Consider the following 17084-nt stretch of genomic DNA (forward strand, 5'->3'; position numbering starts at 1 on the left):
CAACGGGCGATCGCCGGCCGCCGGCGCCGCGACGGTCAGCGCCCGGTGCTCGACCACCCGGCCGTCGCGCAGCATCAGCATGTGGGTCGAGTACTCGTCCAGTTCGGCCAGGATGTGAGACGACACGAGCAAGGTCATGCCCTCCTCGCGCAAGCTGCGGAACAGCGCCGCCAGCCCGGCGCGCGCCTCCGGGTCCAGCCCCGAGGCGGGCTCGTCGAGGATCAGCAACTGCGGCCGGTGGATCAGCGCCTGCCCGATCGCCACACGCTGGCGCTGGCCGCGTGACAGCGCGCCACACAGGCGGTCGAGCAGGTCGGTGAGGCCCAGACGCTTGGCGACCGGCGGCACGGCAGCCGCGGCGGCCTCGGGCGTCGCGCCGTGCGCAAGCGCGGCATAGCTCAGGGTCTGGCGCACGCTCAGCGCCGTCGAGACGCCGAAGCTGTCGGCCAGGAAGCCGAGCTGACGGTGGCTCTCGCGGGGCTGCGCGATCACGTCGATGCCGGCAACGGCGATGCGCCCCGACAGCGGGGCCTCCAGTCCGGCGATGCAGCGCATCAGCGTGGTCTTGCCGGCGCCGTTGGGGCCCACCAGCGCGGTCACGCTGCCGCGCTCGATGCTGCAGCTCAGGCCGTGCAGCGCGCGCTGCGTTCCGTAATCGTGAACGAGGTCGGCGACCTCGACCAGCGCCGCGGCGCTCAGAGCACCACCTTGACCATCGGGTGCGTGCTCAGCGTGCGGTAGAGCTCGTCGAGCTGTTCGCGGCTGGTGGCCGTGACGGTGAGCGTCAGGCCGAGATAGTTGTTGCCCTTGCTGGGCCGGGCCTCGACGGTCTGCGCATCGAACCCGGGATCGAAGCGCAGCGCGATGTCGACCATCGCCTCGCGGAAGCCCTCGGCGTTGGACCCCATCACCTTGATCGGAAAGGCACTCGGGTACTCGATCAATGATTGCTCGGGAGGGATGGCCGTCATGGTCTGCTGCCGCTGCATCGGGCGGGCACGCCGCTGCGGCGCCCGCGATGGCCGGATTGTCCCGCACCCGCGAAATCCGCGCGGCCGCCGCGGCTCAGATCGACTGGGCGGGCTTGGCCCGCTGGTAGGCCTCGTAGAGCCGGGCGTACACCGGCCCAGGCTTGCCGCGCAACGCGCCGTGCCCGACCAGTTCGCCATCGAGCCGGGTGACCGCCAGCACTTCCTTCATCGCCGAACTCAGCAGCAGTTCGTCGGCCGAGAAGACCTCGCCCTCGCTGACCGGCCGCAGGCAGTAGCCGATGCCGCACTCCTCGCACAGCTCGGCCAGCAGGTCGACCCGCACGCCTTCGAGCAGCAGTTCGCTCTTCGGCGGGCCGATCAGTGCGCCTTCCTTCACCATCCACACGTTGGACGCCGCGGCCTCGGTCAGGAAGCCGTCGCGAAACAGGAGGGTCTCGACGGCGCCCTTGTCGGCCGACATCTGCCGCGCCAGCACGTTGCCGAGCAGCGAAATGCTCTTGATGTCGCCGCGCTCCCAGCGGAAGTCGCGCGCGCTGATGCAGGCCACGCCGGCATGGCGCTGCTCGGGCGTCGGCGGCTTCGCCGGACTGCACATCATGAAGACCGTGGGCTCGATGTCGGTCGGTATCGTGTGCTCGCGCAGCGCCACGCCGCGCGTGACCTGCAGGTACACGAGCTGGTCGGTCGCCCCGCTGTGCTCGTGCTGGGCCGCGACCAGCCGGCGCATGCGCGCCAGCCAGTCCTCGCGGGTCAGCGGCGCGGTGATGCGCACCTTGGCGAGGCTGCGCTCCAGGCGCGCCATGTGCTCGTCGAAGCGGAACAGCCGACGATCGTAGACGGGCAGGACCTCGTAGACGCCGTCGCCGAACATGAAGCCGCGGTCGAGCACGCTGACGCGAGCGTCCGCCAGGCGGGTGTAGTCGCCGTTCAGGTAGCACAGCGAGTCGGCGCTCGCCGCGGGGATGGCGCTGGGCAGCGGGTTCATGCCCGCAGCGTAGGCCCGTCGGCGGCAACGGGCAAGCAGCGTTTCACCCGGTACGAATCGACACCGGCATCACTGGATCCACAGCCGCAGCGAATCCCACGCGCGGCCCAGCAGCCCGGCGCTGTCGACGTTCTCCAGCACGGTCAAGGGCAGCTCGGCAACCGGCGCGCCATTGGCGGTGACCTTGATGCTGCCGACCACCTGCCCCTTGGCGAGCGGAGCCACCAGCGGATCGGTGCGCGAGATGTCGGTCTTGAGCTTGTCGCCGTCACCCTTGGGCACGCTGACGTAGACGGCCGCGGCACTACCGAGCTTGGCGGTGTTGGAGGAGCCTTCCAGATCGGCGGGCTGACGACGGCCTGGTTGGCGTCGAACAGCTTGACGGCGTCGAAGGCGGTATAGCCCCAGTTCAGCAGCTTCTGGCTCTCGTTGGCGCGCGACTCCATCGACGCAGCGCCGAGCACGACGCTGATCAGCCGGCGCGGACCGTTCGGGAAGTCGCGCTTGGCGGTGGTGATCATGCAGTAACCTGCGGCGTCGGTGAAGCCGGTCTTCAGGCCGTCGACGGTGGGGTCGCGGTAGAGCAGCAGGTTGCGGTTGGGCTGCTTGATCTTGTTGAAGGTGAACTCGCGCATCACCGAGTAGCGCAGGTACTCGGGGAAGTCCTGCACCAGCCGGGTCGCGATCACCGCCAGGTCGCGCGCGGTGCTGGTGTGCCCTGCCGCCGGCAGGCCCTCGGGGTTCTTGAAGGTGGTGGCCTTGAGGCCGAAGGCCTGCGCCTGGCGGTTCATCATCGCGACGAACTGCTCCAGAGACCCGCCCACGCCCTCGGCCAGCACCACGGTGGCGTCGTTGCCGCTCTGCACGATCTCGCCCTTGAGCAGATCATCGACCGTGACCTGGCTGTTGAGCGGCAGGAAGCTGCGCGAGGCACCGGTCATGCCGGTGCGCCAGGCGCGCTCCGACACCGGCAGCGTCTGCGTCAGCGTCAGCTTCTTGTCCTTCAGCGCCTGGAACACCAGGTAGGCGCTCATCAGCTTGGTCAGCGAGGCCGGCTCGATCGGGCTGTCCGGGTCCTTGGCTGCGAGCACCTGGTTGGTGGTGACGTCGAACAGCAGGTAGGAGCGCGCCGCGATCTCGGGCGGCTGCACGGCCTGGGCCTGGGCCGCCACGCCCGTGAGAGCGGTGGCGACGGCGAACAGAAGAACGAACAGTCTTTTCATCGGGGTCTCTGCAACGGGAAACGGGAGCGGGTGGCGCGCCGGTCAGGAGGACCAGCCGCGCACCACCAGCGACTTGAGCAGCGCGAGCTGCCCATGAAAGAAATGGCCGACGCCGGGAATCACCGTGACCGGCAGGCCCTGCGGGCGCGCCCAGTCGAAGGTGGCCGACAACGGCACCACGTCATCGGTCTCGCCGTGAACCACCAGCGTGTCGGCCTGGAGTTCCTCGGGAATGGCGGGCACCTGCTGCTTCTGCGTCGACGGGGCGATCAACGCCAGCCGCCGCGGCCGCGCGTCGCCGCTCAGGTGCGCCGCGGCACTGGCGGCCACGAAGCCGCCGAACGAGAAGCCGGCCAGCCACAGCGGCAAGGCCGGGTCACGTTGCGCCGCGATGACCGCCAGCGCGTCGTCGAGCTCGCCGCGGCCTTCGTCCCAGCTGCCGGCCGACGCGCCGACGCCCCGGAAGTTGAAGCGCACGCTGCGCGCGCCGAGTTGCAGGCCGGCACGCGCGACCGTCTGCACCACCTTGTTGTCCATCGTGCCGCCATGCAGCGGATGCGGGTGGCAGATCACCAGCACCGCCCGCGCCGGGCCGGCCGGCGCGTCGAGCGCGCACTCGATGTCGCCGGCGGGACCGCCAAGCGTCAGTCGCTGCGTCTGGACGTTCATCGCGAGAACGGACAACCGGCTGCCGGCACGTCGTCAGCGACCCACATCGGGCGGCAGCAGCAGGCGCTCGACGACCTGGCCGTGCTTCAGGTGGGATTCGACGATCTCGTCGATGTCGTGGGCATCGACATAGGTGTACCAGGTGCCCTCCGGATAGACCACCGCCACCGGCCCGCCGGCGCAGCGGTCCAGGCAACCGGCCTTGTTGACGCGGACCTTGCCCGCGCCCATCAGACCGGCCGCCTTCGCCTGCGACTTGCAACGCGCGAAGCCGGCCTCGGCGTCGTGGTCGGCGCAGGCCGCCTCGCCATCGCGCTTGTTGAGGCAGAAGAAGATGTGACGCTCGTAATAACTCATCGGGGAATTGTAGGTTTGAGGCTATTCGTCCCGGGCTGCGACACGACCGAGCAGGTAAGCGAGTGTCGCCCAGGGCCACAGCCAGCCGATCCATTGCGACAGGCCGTGGAAGCGGATGAAACGGCCCTGCTCCCACGATTGCAGGCTGGCCGCGTAGTAGGCGTCGCCGGGCGCGATGTTGACCAGCGCCACGCCGAAACTGATGACCAGCAGCGCCACGGCGGCCGATGCGCGCGCCGGCAGCCACGTCAGCCCCACGGCGACGACGGCCACCACACCGATCGCCGGCAGCACCGGCGGTGTCCACCAGGTCAGCGCGTGCTCGGGCCCGAAGTTCAACGCCGTCGACAGCGTGGTGGCCGCGATGCCCAGCAGCAGCGCCCCGGCCGGCAGCACCAGGCGGCGCGGACCGGGCCGCGTCAGCGCGTAGGCAAGCAGGCAGGGCGCCAGCAGGCCGGCTGCCACGCCCAACATCTCCGAGCCCCGGCGCCAGCGGTTCGCTGACGGTCGCGGTCGCGCCGAGCCAGCCGTCCCAGGCCGTGTCCTCCAGTCCTTCGGCGAGCAGGTCGCGCGCGCGGTCCAGCACATGGCCGAGTCCGAAGGGCAGCGGCGGCGGGAACAGCAGGCCGAACGGCCACAACAGCAGCAGCGTCAGGCCGGCGCCGCGGTCTCGCAGCAGCCAGCGCTCACGCCAGCGCTGCCAGTGGCCGAGCAGCCCGAGCGCGTGCAGCACCAGCATCAGCACCGCGCCGAGCGCCGCACCGGCGGTGTTCAGGCTCCAGTCGATGATCGACGGCACCCGCCTCGGCAACAGGTGCTGCAGGGTCTCGAGCACATAGCTCAGACCGCTGGACACCCCGACCGCGACGGCGAACGCCAGCCAGGCGCGGCCCCCGCCGCGCAGCAGTCCACCTGTCAGCAACGCCCCGAGCGGCACGTAGGCGAGCAGGTTGCTGACCAGGTCGAACTGCCCCACGCCACGCGGCTTGGGCACCGGCAGCAGCCACCAGCGAATGTCGGTCGCGGTCGGCCATTCCCAGCCGGTGAACGGGTGCAGGCTGGCGTAGACCATCAGGCAGGCGCAGGCCGCCGCCAGGGGCCAGGCCGAACTGCTGCGCTGCGGGGCCATGCGCCCGGCCGCCCTCAGAACGGCTTGACCACGACCAGCACGACGATCGCGGCGAACACCAGCACCGCAGCCTCGTTGAAGACGCGGAACCAGCGGTGGCTGCGGCGGTTGGCGTGCTGCTCGAAGTCGCGCAGCAGCCGCTTGCACACATGGTGGTAGCCGATGGCCGCGACCACCAGCAGGAGCTTCGCGTGCAGCCAGCCGTTGCCCGGCCCGCGGCCGATGCCATAGCCCAGCCACAGCCACAGGCCGAGCCCGAGCGCGGGGATCATCAGCAGCGAACTGAACCGGTGCAGCTTGTGCGCCATCAGCAGCAGGCGCTCGCGCTCGGCGTGGCTGTCGGCCGGCACCATGGCCAGGTTCACCAGCAGCCGCGGCAGGTAGAACAGGCCGGCGAACCAACTGGCGGCGAAGACGATGTGGAAGGCCTTGATCCAGAGCATCGAGGGATTATCGCGAGCACCGGCCAAGCATAAAAAAGCCCCGGCAAAGCCGGGGCTTGAAAGCCTGGCGCTGTCACACGGTCAGGCTCCTGCTCAGGGAGGTGAAGCAGGGAATGAACGCCTTGCGACGTATCATTCGACGAGAATTTTAGCAGCGCCCGGCCGGCGTTTTCCTGTCAGATGCGCTCTGCGCGCGGGCCGCTCTCGATCGACGCCACGCCCTTCCTTCGGCCTTGAGCCCCTCCACCCGGTCACGCCCGTGAGCTCCTACCCCCAACGCTTCCCCGCCACGCGCGCGCGCCGCCTGCGCCGAGACGACTTCACCCGTGCGCTGGTGCGCGAGCACGCCCTCACCGCGTCGGACCTGATCCTGCCGGTGTTCGTGCTCGACGGCAGCAACCAGGTGCACGACGTGGCCTCGATGCCCGGCGTGCAGCGCCTGAGTCTGGACCGGTTGCTGCCGCTGGCCGAGGCCTGTGTGCGCGAACGCATTCCGGTGATGGCGCTGTTCCCGGTGATCGACGCGGCGAAGAAGACCGAGGACGGCCGCGAAGCGATGAACCCCGAGGGCCTGGTGCCCACCGTCGTGCGTGAGCTCAAGCGCCGCTTCCCGGAGCTGGGCGTGCTGACCGATGTGGCGCTCGACCCCTTCACCACGCACGGCCAGGACGGCCTGCTGGACGCCACCGGCTACATCCTCAACGACGAGACGGTGGCCGTGCTGACGCAGCAGGCCCTGGTGCAAGCCGAGGCCGGCGTCGACATCGTCGCGCCGAGCGACATGATGGATGGCCGCATCGGCGCGATCCGCGACGCGCTGGAGGCCCGGGGCCTGATCCACACCCGCATCATGGCGTACAGCGCCAAGTATGCGAGCGCCTTCTACGGCCCGTTCCGCGACGCCGTCGGCTCGGCCGGCAACCTGGGCAAGAGCAACAAGAAGGTCTACCAGATGGATCCGGGCAACACCGACGAGGCGCTGCGCGAGGTGGCGATGGACCTCGCCGAAGGCGCCGACATGGTGATGGTCAAGCCCGGGATGCCCTATCTCGACATCGTGCGGCGTGTGAAGGAAGAGTTCCGCGTGCCCACCTTCGCCTACCAGGTGAGCGGCGAGTACGCGATGCTGAAGGCCGCCGCCGCCAACGGCTGGCTCGATGGCGAGGCGGTGATGATGGAGTCGCTGCTGGCCTTCAAGCGGGCCGGTGCCGACGGGGTGCTGAGCTACTTCGCGCTCGACGCCGCGCGGGCCCTGAACGCGCGGTGACGGCGCGATGCGGATCTTCCACGTCGGCACGGACCAGTTCACCGAGCTGAGCGAGCTGCCCGACACGCTGCCGACCGCAGGCTACCTCTGGATCGGCAGCGCTCGGCGGGAGTTCGAGGTCGGCATCCCGATGCTGCAGGGCGCGCTGCAGCGCTGGACCGGCGGCCAGCTGGTCGATCTGCATGTGGCCGACCTGCTCAACAACCAGCTGCCCTCGCACTTCGACTACACGTCGTGGTACGACGTGATGGTGTTCCGCCGCCTCGCGGCGGGCAGCGGCAGCAGCAGCCTGTTCCTCGACGAGCAGCAGGGCACGCTGGCCACCGCCAAGCGCGCGCTGGAGGCGATCGACACCAGCCCAGTCGGCTTCGCAATCTTCGACCGCGTGCTGATCAGCGTTCACCCGACCGACTGCCAGGTGCGCGACTTCTTCGCGAACCGCCTGTCTCTGGCCAGCCAGGGCAGCGACGCCCGCGCGGCCGGCGCGCGCATGCCGGCCAGCCCGGCCGACCTGATGCTGCGCATGGTCAACCACATGGTCGACAGCTACCTCGAGCTTCGACGGTTGCTGACGCGCCAGCTCGGTTACCTGCAGCAGGAGCTGTTCCGTCCGCGCAGTCATTTCAACGACTGGCAGGTGCTGCTCGATTCGCGCAACGCGCTGCATGCGCTGGAAGACATCTGCGAGGATCAGCGCAGCGCCATCTCCGAATGGATCGACGCGCTCGACGAATGGCCCGATGAGACCGAGCCCGCCGCGCAGCGCGAGCGCGAGCTGCTGCGCGTGCGCTCGCGCGACGTGCTCGAGCACATCGAACGCGTGCTGAGCCACGTTCGACGGCTGGAGAGCTCGGCCGAGAGCGCGGTGCAGATGCATTTCTCGGCGCAGAGCAACCGCACCAACGAGATCATGCGCACGCTGACCGTGCTGACGGCCGTGTTCATGCCGCTGAACCTGATCACCGGTTTCTTCGGCATGAACTTCGATTTCCTGCCGCTGGTGCACAGCAGCACCGGCATCTGGGTCACGACGGTGCTGATGGCCGCGCTGGCGGTCACGCTGGTCATCTATTTCCGCCGCAAGCGCTACCTCGAGCGCGGCCGCTGACAAGGACCGCGGCGCGGTCAACCGCTCGCCACGCGTCCGGCCCAGGCTTCGAAGGCCTGCAGCGACAGCGACGGGCTGATCGCCTCGCCCTGCAGCTCATCGCACCGCTCGCGCGCGAGGAAGGCCCGCTGCGCCTCGGTCTCGACGCCTTCGGCGATGACGGTGATGCCGAGGCTGCGGGCCATCTGGATGATGGCCCGCGCGATGGCCACCGAGCCGCGCGCCTCGGGCAGGTCGACAACGAAGGAGCGGTCGATCTTCATCTTGTCGATCGGCAGCGACTTGAGGTGCCCGAGCGAGGAGTAGCCGGTGCCGAAGTCGTCGACCGACAGGCGGATGCCCAGCGCCTTGAGCTGGGCCAGGCGGCCACTGACCTCGGGCAGCTCGTCCATCAGCATGCGCTCGGTCAGCTCCAGCTCGAGCAGGCGGCCGGGCAGCCCGGCGCCCGCCAGCGCCTGCGCGACCGTCGAGACAAAGTCGGGCGCCTGGAACTGCACGGCCGACAGGTTCACGGCCACCGGCACAGCGCACAGGCCGTCGTCATGCCAGCGGCGCGCCGCACGCGCCGCCTCGTGCAGCACCCAGGTGCCGATCGGCAGCATCAGGCGCTGCTGCTCGGCCAGCGGGATGAACTGGTCGGGCAACAGCAGCCCGCGCTCGGGGTGCTGCCAGCGGATCAGCGCCTCGGCGCCGACCAGCACGCCATCGCCGGCCCGCACCTGCGGCTGGAAGTGCAGCACGAACTCGCCACGCTCCAGCGCCTGCGCGAGCTCGCCCTCCAGCACCAGCGCCGCGTAGGCGTTGCTGGCGAGCGTCGGATCGAAGAACTGGTAGGTGGCCCGCCCGCGCGCCTTGGCGCGGTACATCGCGGTGTCGGCATGCTTGATCAGCTCGGCCGGCGTGATGCCGTCGCCGGGGAACATCGCGATGCCGATCGACGGCGTGACCGAGATCGAGCGCCCCGCCTCGGCGTCCAGCGGCACCTCGATCGCCGCAAGCAGCTTGCGGGCGACGTCGGCCACGTCCTCCAGGCGCGGCCCGCCGCCGATCAGCACCATGAACTCGTCACCGCCGAAGCGCGCCACCACATCGCTGGCGCGCAGCACGGCGCCGATCCGTTGGGCCACGGTCTTCAGCAGCTCGTCGCCCGCCAGGTGGCCGAGCGAATCGTTGACGCGCTTGAAGTGGTCAAGGTCGATGAACAGCAGCGCCAGCGCCTCGCGCGACGCGGCGGCCCGTGCCATCAGCTGGTCGATCTCGGCCATGAAGGCCAGGCGGTTCGGCAGCCCGGTCAGTGCGTCGTGGTGCGCAAGGTGATGTATGTGCGCCTGCGCGGCATGGCGGTCGCGGATGTCGCGCACGATGGTCATGCGCAGCCGTTCGTCGCCTCGCATCATGGTGCGGACGATGAACTCCACCGGGATGCGCCGGCCCGACTTGTCGATCAGCGCGCTCTCGTAGGTCGTCTCCTGGCCCGAACTCATCACCGCGGCCACCTTGCTCACCTGGTCGGGTGCGACGAAGTCGAGCGTGCGGCGCCCCATCAGCTCGTCGAGCCCGTAGCCCACCAGCATGCCGATCGGGGCGTTGGCATCGGTGATGACCCCGTCCTTGTGGAAGACGATGCCCTCAGCGCTGGCCTGCATGAACTTGCCCAGCCGTTCCTCCGATTCGCGCACTGCCTGCTCGGCGAGCCGGTGGCGGGAGATGTCCGAGATCAGCACGAAGAAGGCGATCAACCGACCATCGGTGGCGAGCTGCGGCAACAGGTGCACCTCGACCCACTGCGTGCGGCCATCGGCGCGCACCAGCTGCCGCTCGTAGGCCACGGCACGCTGTTCGATCAGCACGGTGTCGAGCTGCGGCCGGATCCGCCGCAGGGCGGCCTCGCCGATCACCTCGGCGATCGGCAGGCCCAGGATGGACTGCTCGTCCCGCCCGAAGGTCAGCGCATACGGCCGGTTCGCGAACAGGCAGCGCTGTTCCCGCGCGTCGTAGCAGGCGATCAGCGCCGGCACGCTGTCGGCAAGCAACCGGAGCTGCTCGGCCTGGACGCTGGCCACCCGCTCGGCCTGCCGCGTTGCCGAGACGTCGTGCAGGACGCAGACCCAGCACCCTCGCGACGGCCGCCATTGCGCGACGCAATCGACCCAGACCTCGCGCTGTATCCCGTCGTGCTCCCCCGGACTGCACAGGTGCAGCGGCAGCGACAGGTGCTCGCCCTGCGCCAACGCGCCGAGCAGCGTGGCACGGTCCGGGTCGGTCAGCAGCTGCTGCCAGCCCGCGCCCCGTGCGGCCTCGGCGCCCAGGCCCATGAGCCGGCAGAAGGCCGCATTGGCATGCGATGCCCGACCGTCGCGCGCGAGCAGCAGCACCGCGCTCGGCAGATCGTCCCAGGAGCACGGGTCCTCGGTGAGCCTTGGCACAACGGCGCCCATGGCCGAGGGTAGGCGCGCCGGAGCAGCCGGTCGATTCGGCCGAACCCTGCGGCAGCCTGTGCCGGCGTCAGGTGCGCGCGTTGCGCATCACCTCGCGCGCAAGACAGAGGTCGTCCCAGGCCTTCGCCTTGTCGGCCGGGTTGCGCAGCAGGTAGGCGGGGTGATAGGTCACGATGGCGGGCACCCCCTGGTACTGGTGGATCCGGCCCCGCAGGCGGCCGATCGGTTCACCGGTCTGCAGCAGCGATTGCACCGCGAAGCGGCCCATCGCGAGAATCAGCCGCGGCTGCAGCAGCGCCACCTGGCGGGCCAGGTAGGGCTCGCACTGCGCCACTTCCTCGGGCTGCGGATTGCGGTTCATCGGCGGCCTGCACTTCAGCACGTTGGCGATGTAGACCTGCTGCGCCGGCTGCAGTCCCTCGCCTTCGGCCCGGCGCGTCAGGCCCAGGGCCTGCAGCATGTGGTCGAGCAACTGCCCGGCCTTGCCGACGAAGGGCTCGCCCAGGCGGTCTTCCTGTTCGCCCGGCGCCTCGCCGACGACCATCCAGTGCGCCTGCGTGTGCCCGACGCCGAACACCGTGTTCGTGCGACCGCGGCACAGCCCGCAGGCGGTGCAACCGGCGACGGCGGCACGCAGGGTCGGCCAGTCCATCGCCTCGACATCTTCGGGGCGGGCACCGCGTGCGACGGCGACCCGCGGTACCACCGGGGCGGGCGAGGCGGCGGCGACCGGGCTGACCGCTGCCTCGACCTTCGCATCGATCACGGGCGAAGCCGCAGCCGCAGGCGCTTGCCACACACGGATGCCCATCTCCGCCAGCATTGCGGCCTGTCGTTCATCCCAGACCATGCACCGCCTCTGGAATCTGCAGGCTCATCACCACCGCGTCCTCGCGCGCCCGCCCGCGGGCCGGGTAGTAGCCACGGCGCAGGCCGACATTGCGGAAGCCGTAGCGCTCGTACAGGCCGCGTGCGTTCAGGTTGGAAATGCGCACCTCGAGCCAGAGCTGCGAGGCGCGGTGCGCCCGGGCGATCGAGCGCAGGGCATCGAGCATGTAGCGCGCATGGCCACGCCGCTGGAGGGCCGGCGCGACGCTGAGGTTGAGCAGGTGCACTTCGTCGACGCCGAACATCGCGACGAAGTAGCCGACCACGCCGTCCTGCGGCGTGCGCAGCACCTCGGCCGGGTAGCCGGCCCGCAGCGAATCGAGGAAGTTGCCGCGCGTCCAGGGAAAGTCGTAGATCGCCTGCTCGATCACCATCACCTCGTCGAAGTCGTTCTCCGTCAGCATGCTCAGGCTGCGCGGCGGCGGCTGCAGCACGGCGTTCACGACGGCACCCCGCTGCCCGCCGCCTGCACGTCGCGCTGCGCCATCCGCTCGGCAGTGGTCTGCGCCACCCGGTCGCGCACGTAGAGCGGCAATGCGCCATCAGCGTCGACCTGTTCGCCGCGCGCCCACGCCACACGGGCCAGTACCAGCAGGGCCGCCGCCCGCGGGGCGCTGTCGGGCCAGCAGGCACCGCGCAGGCCCGACCAGGCCTCGGCATGCGCAATCAGCGAGCTGCCGGCGACCTGCACCTGCGGCGTCTCGCCGGCAATGCGTGCGGCCAGCGCGGCCGGCGCATGCAGGGCCGGGGCTTCGAGCACAGTCCAGCCCGTTGCGCTGCGGCGGTAGCGCGCAGCATAGGCCTCGCCCATGCGGGCGTCGACCGCCACCCACAGATCGTCGGCGGCGCCCTGATGGTGGGCGTCTTCGGCCACCGCCATCAAGGTATCGAGCATCAACACCGGTCGGTCCGCGCCGAAGGCCAGTCCCTGTGTCACCGCGCAGGCCGCGCGCACGCCAGTGAAGGCGCCCGGACCGCGTCCGCAGCCGATGGCGTCGAGTTCGCGCAGGCCCAGTCCGGCATCGGCCAGCAGCGCCATCAGGGCCGGCAGCAGGCTGGCCGAGGCGAGCGCGCCGCCGGGCAGCGCGCGCACCCAGGTCTGCTCGCCCCGGCACAGGCCGAGGTGCATCGTTTCGGTGGCGGTATCGAGCACCAGCAGGCGCGGCGTCATGAGCGGGCTCCGCGGGAACGATCGAAAGGAGAGGGCACCGACGGGCCGACGCGCGGCGCGGCCGCGTTGACCTCGTCGACTCCGGTGGTCCGCGGACCAGGCTGCGGGCCGACTCGGGAGTCCATGCCTCAGTGTAGCGGCGGCCTCGGGCCCGGCCACGTCGCCGGCAAGCCGCCCGCTACCATCGCAGCATGATCCGAAGCCCGAATCTCCTGTGGCGCTGCGTCGTGGGGGTGTCGGCCCTGGTCGGCGGCACGGCGATGGCAGCGCCGAACGCCCTGCCCCCGGACGACCTGCCGGCCGCCGTGCAGACCGCGCTGAAGCGAGCGCAGTTGCCCGCCGATGCGCTGGTCGCGTACATCATCGAGCTCGGGCCGCCAGGCCCGCCCAGCGGGCTGCCGCGACTGACGCACCGCGCCCAACAGCCGGTCAACCCGGCCTCGCTGATGAAGCTTTACACGACCGGCGTGGCGCTGGAGCTGCTGGGGCCGGCGTGGACCTGGCCCACGCCGGTGCTGACCACCGGACAGGTGGTGGACGGCGTGCTGCAGGGCGACCTGATCCTCCAGGGCCGCGGGGACCCGACGCTGGTGATCGAACGGCTGTGGCTGCTGCTGCGCGAAGTGCGGCAACGCGGCATCCACGAGATCCTCGGCGACATCGTGCTCGACGGAAGTGCCTTCATGTTGAACGGCGCCGACGCCGGCGATCCGGCCGACTTCGACGGCGAACGTTTCCGGCCCTACAACGTGCGGCCCGATGCGCTGCTGCTGAACCACAAGTCGGTCACGCTGCGCTTCGTTCCCGAGCCGTCGCGCGGCGTGGCCCGCGTCAGCACCGACGTCAACCTGGCCGGCGTGCAGATCGACAGCGCGGTGCCCATGGTGTCCGGCCCCTGCGGCGACTGGCGCGGCAGCCTGAAGCCGGCCTTCGACGACCCGGGACGCATCCGGTTGACCGGCCTCTACCCTGTGAGCTGCGGCGAGAAGACCTGGCCTGTCGCCTACGCCGAGCCGGGCAGCTACAACGTGCGGCTGATCGCCGAAGCCTGGCATGAGGTCGGCGGGCAGCTGGCCGGCAGCGTGCGCAACGGCCCCGCGCCCGTCGCGGCACAGCCGCTGTTCGAGGCCACGTCACCGCCGCTGGCGGCGGTGGTGCGAGACATCAACAAGTTCAGCAACAACGTGATGGCGCAGCAGCTGTTCCTGAGCCTCGGACTGATCCCCGCCGGCACGCTGCCGCTGCCGGCTTCGACGACCACGGTCGCGACGGGGGAGGTGTCGACGCCACAAACGCCCGCAGGCAACACGGCCGATGCCGCGCGCGAGATGGTGCGCGCTCAGGTGCGCAGCCGTGCCGGCTGCACAGACGGCGAGTTCTCGATCGACAACGGCTCGGGCCTGTCGCGCCAGTCCCGCAGCAGCGCCCGTTGCCTGGGCGCCTGGCTGCAGGCGCTGTGGGCCAGCCCGGTGATGCCCGAGCTGATGAGTTCGCTGCCGCTGACCGGGATCGACGGCACGGCGCGCCGGCCGGGCCGCAACTGGGGCGCCGCGCTCGGCCGCGCCCACCTGAAGACCGGTTCGCTGCGCGATGCGATGGGCCTGGCCGGCTACGTGCTCGGGCAGTCGGGGCGGCGCTACGCCTTCGTCGCCATCGTCAACCATCCCAGCGCCGGCGCGGCGCGGCCGGTGCTCGACGCGCTGGTGCAATGGGCGGCCGAGGACAACGGGCGCTGAGCGCCACCCCGGCGCGGCCGTGGCGGCGCTCAGCGCCAGCCGACGGCGCTCATGCGGTCGAGCACGTAGTTCGCGAGGAGCTGGTGGCCGTAGGGCGTGGGGTGCACGCCGTCGGCGAACTGGTAGTGCGACACGTCGCCGGCGATCAAGGTCGTCTCGCTGCAGCCCAGCGAACCGAGCACGAAGCCGTTGAGCGCCGTCGCCGCCAGATCGCAGGCCGGTGTCGTGACGTTGGTGACGCCGAAGGTGCCCGGGTTGGCGACCTGCTCGCGACCCCGTGAGTAGGCGTCGACCAGCAGCACGCCCGACGCGTCGTTCAGCCGTTGGCGAGCGACACGTTGAAGGCGATCGACATCTGCGCAATCAATCCCTGGGTCGGGGCGGCCAGCGAGTACGCGAACGGCGTCTGGCTCACGTCGGGCAGGTTGACGACCACCACGTGGCGCGCGCCGTTGCCGACCAGCTGCGACCGCACGTAAGCCGCCAGTTCGCCGCCGGCCGTGGCCATCGCGACCACGGCATCGGTCGGCGTGATCTGCGCCGCACCGACCGCCGCGAGGTTCATGAACACGTCATTGCCGCCGGCCAGCACCAAGACCAGTTCGCCGCCGCTGAAGCGCCCTCCGACCTTGGCGAGGTGGCGCGCCACCTGGGTGGCCACCGGCACGGTGAGCTGCCCGTACTGCCCGTCCGGGCTGCCGAGCAGCAGCAAGGCCTTGTTGTTCGGTCCGATCGGGTTGGTGACCCGCGCACCGCCCTGCGCATAACCGAAGCAGGCGTCCTGGAAGCTGCTGGCCTGGGCCAGACTGGCGACCGCGCCCGATGACTCCAGACCGATCTCCGCCGCGCAGGGTGGCGTCAGGCCGCGGTCCTTGGCGACCAGCTCCACCCAGATATCCCCATCGTTGACGGTGAACTTGCCGCCACCGAGCGCCGCCATGCCGGCGGTGCGGTAGGTGCCGACATCGCTGAGGCTGTCGCCGAACGTGACCACGCTCGAATAACTCGGTGCATCGTCGCCGCCGCCGCCGCATGCCACGAGCAGCAGCGGCAGCAGCCAGGCTCCCGCACGGATTCGCAAGCTTCTCATCACAGCCTCCCCGCGGACGCCGTGCGCCCGTTCGCCAGAAATAGAACGACCGTTCTATTTGACGGCAGACTGTAAGTGCAGGCGATGTCGGGCCCCAGCGGAGAAACCCGGCCGTGGCAGGCGACCGGGCCCCACCGGCCTCGGGATGGACGGATCAGAACGGGTTGTTCACCGCCCGATCGATCGCGAGGCTGCCAATGATGGACTGGCCGTTGGCGCCCAGGTGGCGATCGTCGGCCCACAGGTAATTGGATACCGTGGCGCCGGTCACCAGCGTGCCGGGCACGGACGGCACGGTGGTCGTGCCGGCCGTGGGTGCGGTGCAGGAGATCGCCGTCGGCGTGCTGCAGGCCGCGGCCGAGACGCTGACGTAGCCGTAGTTGCTGGGGTTGTTGACCAGCAGGTTGATCTGCGCGTCGGCCTGCACGAGACCGATCAACCGACCGTCGTTGAGCAGCGTGGCGCGCATGCCGGCGTTGAAGCGCTTGGTCATGTCGGTCAGCAGCGTGGAACGCTCGCCGCTGATGAGGTCCTGGGCCACGCCGAAGGGAGTGCTGCCCTGGAACGGCAGTGTCGTCACCAGCACCCGGGCCCCCTCCTGAGCCAGCGCATTGATGTTGCGCCCCAGGGTTTCGCCCGCGGCCTCGGCGAGCGCGATCACTTCCGCGCCGGTCTTGGTCGGGTACTGCGCGTAGGCGTCGAGGATGTCCTGCTGGCCGATCATCACCGTCGCCAGATCGGTGGACCGGAAGCCTCCCGCATCGGCGCGGGCCAGCGCCACCTGCGCTGACAGATCGGCCACTGCCGCACCGACCTGCGCGTAGATCTTGCCCCGCGGCGTCGTCTCCGTGAAGGTATTGCATTCGGCAAAGCCGATGCCGTAATGGAAGCCCAGGGCCTGCACCCAGATCGGGTAGCTGTTGCAGTCGAGCGCGCCGGTGGCCGCCCCGGTCGAGTCCACGGCCTGGGCATTCACCGAGAACTTCGCCCCGGCCGCTGCGGTGACCGTGCCGCCATTGACGTCGGTCAGGTTGCCGCCGGCGACGACGCTGGATGAATCCCCGAACACGATCAGACGCTGCGGCGAGAAGTTGCTGACGCGATCACCCCCGCCGCACGCGGACAGCACGGCGCCCAGGCCGACCAGCATCGACACCCGCAGCGCGCGCGACAGTCCGCGTACGCAAGCTTTCCCAACAGTCATGCTCACTCCAACTCCACAGGCCAGGGGGTGAGGGTCGGCGCGCTCAGGGCGCGGCCGCGCGTTGCAGGCGGTCCCGGACGCCCTCCCAGGCGGGACCGGCGGGCGGCTCTTCGACCCAGATCAACTGCACGCCCTCGTCGTCGAGTTCGCGCAGCACGGAAAACAACTCGTGCGCCGCCGCTGCCGGATCGTCCGGCATCCGCCGCGCCGTGAGGCGCGATGGCGGTGACACGCTGCGCGAATATACCGCCAGCCTGCTGCCACCCCGCTTCGGCAGGGCATCGGTCGGCAGCACCTCGAGCGCCGTGCGCAGCGCGGTGGCCGGCATCAGGCGCAGCGTAGCGCGCGGGCGTAGTGCGAGGCCAGCGTGCCGGGCGCGCGCGG

At 70.4% G+C, this 17084-nt stretch carries 17 protein-coding genes and 3 pseudogenes; 3 read left to right on the top strand and 17 right to left on the bottom strand.

The annotated features are described in order from the left end of the window. From x551_RS10270 to x551_RS10305, 9 genes and pseudogenes are all read right to left on the bottom strand, one after another. Positions 1 to 699: ABC transporter ATP-binding protein (locus tag x551_RS10270; protein ID WP_343252129.1), on the bottom strand; the 699-nt coding region annotated here is incomplete at its 3' end. Then, on the bottom strand, positions 696 to 971 hold the full coding sequence (locus x551_RS10275) for a DUF493 family protein (protein ID WP_081771293.1): 276 nt from the start codon (positions 969 to 971) through the stop codon (positions 696 to 698). The genes x551_RS10275 and x551_RS10270, both read right to left, overlap by 4 nt. A gap of 94 nt (positions 972 to 1065) precedes the next feature. Continuing rightward, a complete protein-coding gene (locus tag x551_RS10280; protein WP_051495548.1) occupies positions 1066 to 1977 on the bottom strand; it encodes a D-amino acid aminotransferase in 912 nt (303 codons plus the stop codon). 69 nt (positions 1978 to 2046) lie between these two features. Then, positions 2047 to 3200, bottom strand: a pseudogene (locus x551_RS10285) (D-alanyl-D-alanine carboxypeptidase family protein). Between the two features lie 42 nt (positions 3201 to 3242). Then, a complete protein-coding gene (locus x551_RS10290; protein WP_036229969.1) occupies positions 3243 to 3869 on the bottom strand; it encodes an alpha/beta fold hydrolase in 627 nt (208 codons plus the stop codon). Positions 3870 to 3902: 33 nt separating this feature from the next. After that, positions 3903 to 4226 (bottom strand): ferredoxin, encoded by a 324-nt coding sequence (locus x551_RS10295; protein ID WP_011827910.1) that lies wholly within the window; start codon positions 4224 to 4226, stop codon positions 3903 to 3905. A gap of 21 nt (positions 4227 to 4247) precedes the next feature. Further along, positions 4248 to 4691: a hypothetical protein gene (locus tag x551_RS27205; RefSeq protein ID WP_253950349.1), complete on the bottom strand. Its 444-nt coding sequence runs from the start codon at positions 4689 to 4691 to the stop codon at positions 4248 to 4250. A 322-nt stretch (positions 4692 to 5013) separates the two neighbouring features. Beyond that, positions 5014 to 5355 (bottom strand): annotated as a pseudogene (locus x551_RS27210) (hypothetical protein); the annotation flags it as partial. A gap of 14 nt (positions 5356 to 5369) precedes the next feature. Next, entirely contained in the window at positions 5370 to 5798 is a 429-nt protein-coding gene (locus tag x551_RS10305; RefSeq protein ID WP_011827908.1) for a CopD family protein, read from the bottom strand. Between the two features lie 259 nt (positions 5799 to 6057). On the opposite strand from x551_RS10305, the gene hemB reads away from it, so the two are divergent. Both hemB and x551_RS10315 read left to right on the top strand, forming a co-directional pair. After that, positions 6058 to 7065 carry a porphobilinogen synthase gene (hemB, locus tag x551_RS10310; protein WP_036248421.1) on the top strand — a complete coding sequence of 336 codons (1008 nt, stop codon included), beginning with the start codon at positions 6058 to 6060 and terminating at the stop codon, positions 7063 to 7065. A gap of 7 nt (positions 7066 to 7072) precedes the next feature. Next, entirely contained in the window at positions 7073 to 8173 is a 1101-nt protein-coding gene (locus x551_RS10315; RefSeq protein WP_036229974.1) for a magnesium transporter CorA family protein, read from the top strand. A gap of 17 nt (positions 8174 to 8190) precedes the next feature. Here the strand turns inward: x551_RS10315 and x551_RS10320 are convergent, their stop codons facing one another. The 4 genes from x551_RS10320 to tsaB all read right to left on the bottom strand — a co-directional run bounded on the left by x551_RS10320 (position 8191) and on the right by tsaB (position 12670). After that, on the bottom strand, positions 8191 to 10611 hold the full coding sequence (locus x551_RS10320) for an EAL domain-containing protein (RefSeq protein ID WP_051495549.1): 2421 nt from the start codon (positions 10609 to 10611) through the stop codon (positions 8191 to 8193). Between the two features lie 67 nt (positions 10612 to 10678). Continuing rightward, the gene (locus x551_RS10325; protein WP_036229976.1) at positions 10679 to 11461 is read right to left on the bottom strand and encodes a uracil-DNA glycosylase; all 783 of its coding nucleotides are present in this window, start codon (positions 11459 to 11461) and stop codon (positions 10679 to 10681) included. Next, complete coding sequence (rimI, locus tag x551_RS10330; protein ID WP_011827903.1) at positions 11448 to 11942, bottom strand: ribosomal protein S18-alanine N-acetyltransferase; 495 nt, start codon at positions 11940 to 11942, stop codon at positions 11448 to 11450. The genes x551_RS10325 and rimI overlap by 14 nt, the downstream gene beginning before the upstream one ends. After that, positions 11939 to 12670 (bottom strand): tRNA (adenosine(37)-N6)-threonylcarbamoyltransferase complex dimerization subunit type 1 TsaB, encoded by a 732-nt coding sequence (tsaB, locus tag x551_RS10335; protein WP_036229979.1) that lies wholly within the window; start codon positions 12668 to 12670, stop codon positions 11939 to 11941. The genes rimI and tsaB overlap by 4 nt, the downstream gene beginning before the upstream one ends. A gap of 191 nt (positions 12671 to 12861) precedes the next feature. Here tsaB and x551_RS10340 point away from each other — a divergent pair, with 191 nt between their 5' ends. Then, positions 12862 to 14406 carry a D-alanyl-D-alanine carboxypeptidase gene (locus tag x551_RS10340; RefSeq protein WP_081771292.1) on the top strand — a complete coding sequence of 515 codons (1545 nt, stop codon included), beginning with the start codon at positions 12862 to 12864 and terminating at the stop codon, positions 14404 to 14406. 29 nt (positions 14407 to 14435) lie between these two features. Here x551_RS10340 and x551_RS25185 read toward each other — a convergent pair whose 3' ends face one another. The 4 genes and pseudogenes from x551_RS25185 to x551_RS10360 form a co-directional block, all read right to left on the bottom strand. After that, a complete protein-coding gene (locus x551_RS25185; protein WP_036248425.1) occupies positions 14436 to 14708 on the bottom strand; it encodes a hypothetical protein in 273 nt (90 codons plus the stop codon). A gap of 14 nt (positions 14709 to 14722) precedes the next feature. Further along, entirely contained in the window at positions 14723 to 15496 is a 774-nt protein-coding gene (locus x551_RS10350; RefSeq protein ID WP_152543476.1) for an SGNH/GDSL hydrolase family protein, read from the bottom strand. 154 nt (positions 15497 to 15650) lie between these two features. Continuing rightward, entirely contained in the window at positions 15651 to 16700 is a 1050-nt protein-coding gene (locus tag x551_RS10355) for an SGNH/GDSL hydrolase family protein (protein WP_011827899.1), read from the bottom strand. A 43-nt stretch (positions 16701 to 16743) separates the two neighbouring features. Next, positions 16744 to 17084, bottom strand: a pseudogene (locus x551_RS10360) (Sua5 family C-terminal domain-containing protein); the annotation flags it as partial.

This window comes from Methylibium sp. T29 (assembly GCF_000576205.1).
Lineage (GTDB): Bacteria > Pseudomonadota > Gammaproteobacteria > Burkholderiales > Burkholderiaceae_C > Methylibium > Methylibium petroleiphilum.

Excerpts from the sequence above, each read along its gene's own strand:
- x551_RS10280 (WP_051495548.1), bottom strand. The coding sequence starts at position 1,977 with ATGAACCCGCTGCCCAGCGCCATCCCCGCGGCGAGCGCCGACTCGCTG.
- tsaB (WP_036229979.1), bottom strand. The coding sequence starts at position 12,670 with ATGACGCCGCGCCTGCTGGTGCTCGATACCGCCACCGAAACGATGCAC.
- x551_RS10290 (WP_036229969.1), bottom strand. The coding sequence starts at position 3,869 with ATGAACGTCCAGACGCAGCGACTGACGCTTGGCGGTCCCGCCGGCGAC.
- x551_RS10325 (WP_036229976.1), bottom strand. The coding sequence starts at position 11,461 with ATGGTCTGGGATGAACGACAGGCCGCAATGCTGGCGGAGATGGGCATC.
- x551_RS10275 (WP_081771293.1), bottom strand. The coding sequence starts at position 971 with ATGACGGCCATCCCTCCCGAGCAATCATTGATCGAGTACCCGAGTGCC.
- x551_RS10320 (WP_051495549.1), bottom strand. The coding sequence starts at position 10,611 with ATGGGCGCCGTTGTGCCAAGGCTCACCGAGGACCCGTGCTCCTGGGAC.
- x551_RS10295 (WP_011827910.1), bottom strand. The coding sequence starts at position 4,226 with ATGAGTTATTACGAGCGTCACATCTTCTTCTGCCTCAACAAGCGCGAT.
- x551_RS10350 (WP_152543476.1), bottom strand. The coding sequence starts at position 15,496 with ATGAGAAGCTTGCGAATCCGTGCGGGAGCCTGGCTGCTGCCGCTGCTG.
- x551_RS10315 (WP_036229974.1), top strand. The coding sequence starts at position 7,073 with ATGCGGATCTTCCACGTCGGCACGGACCAGTTCACCGAGCTGAGCGAG.
- x551_RS10340 (WP_081771292.1), top strand. The coding sequence starts at position 12,862 with ATGATCCGAAGCCCGAATCTCCTGTGGCGCTGCGTCGTGGGGGTGTCG.
- x551_RS10305 (WP_011827908.1), bottom strand. The coding sequence starts at position 5,798 with ATGCTCTGGATCAAGGCCTTCCACATCGTCTTCGCCGCCAGTTGGTTC.
- x551_RS10355 (WP_011827899.1), bottom strand. The coding sequence starts at position 16,700 with ATGACTGTTGGGAAAGCTTGCGTACGCGGACTGTCGCGCGCGCTGCGG.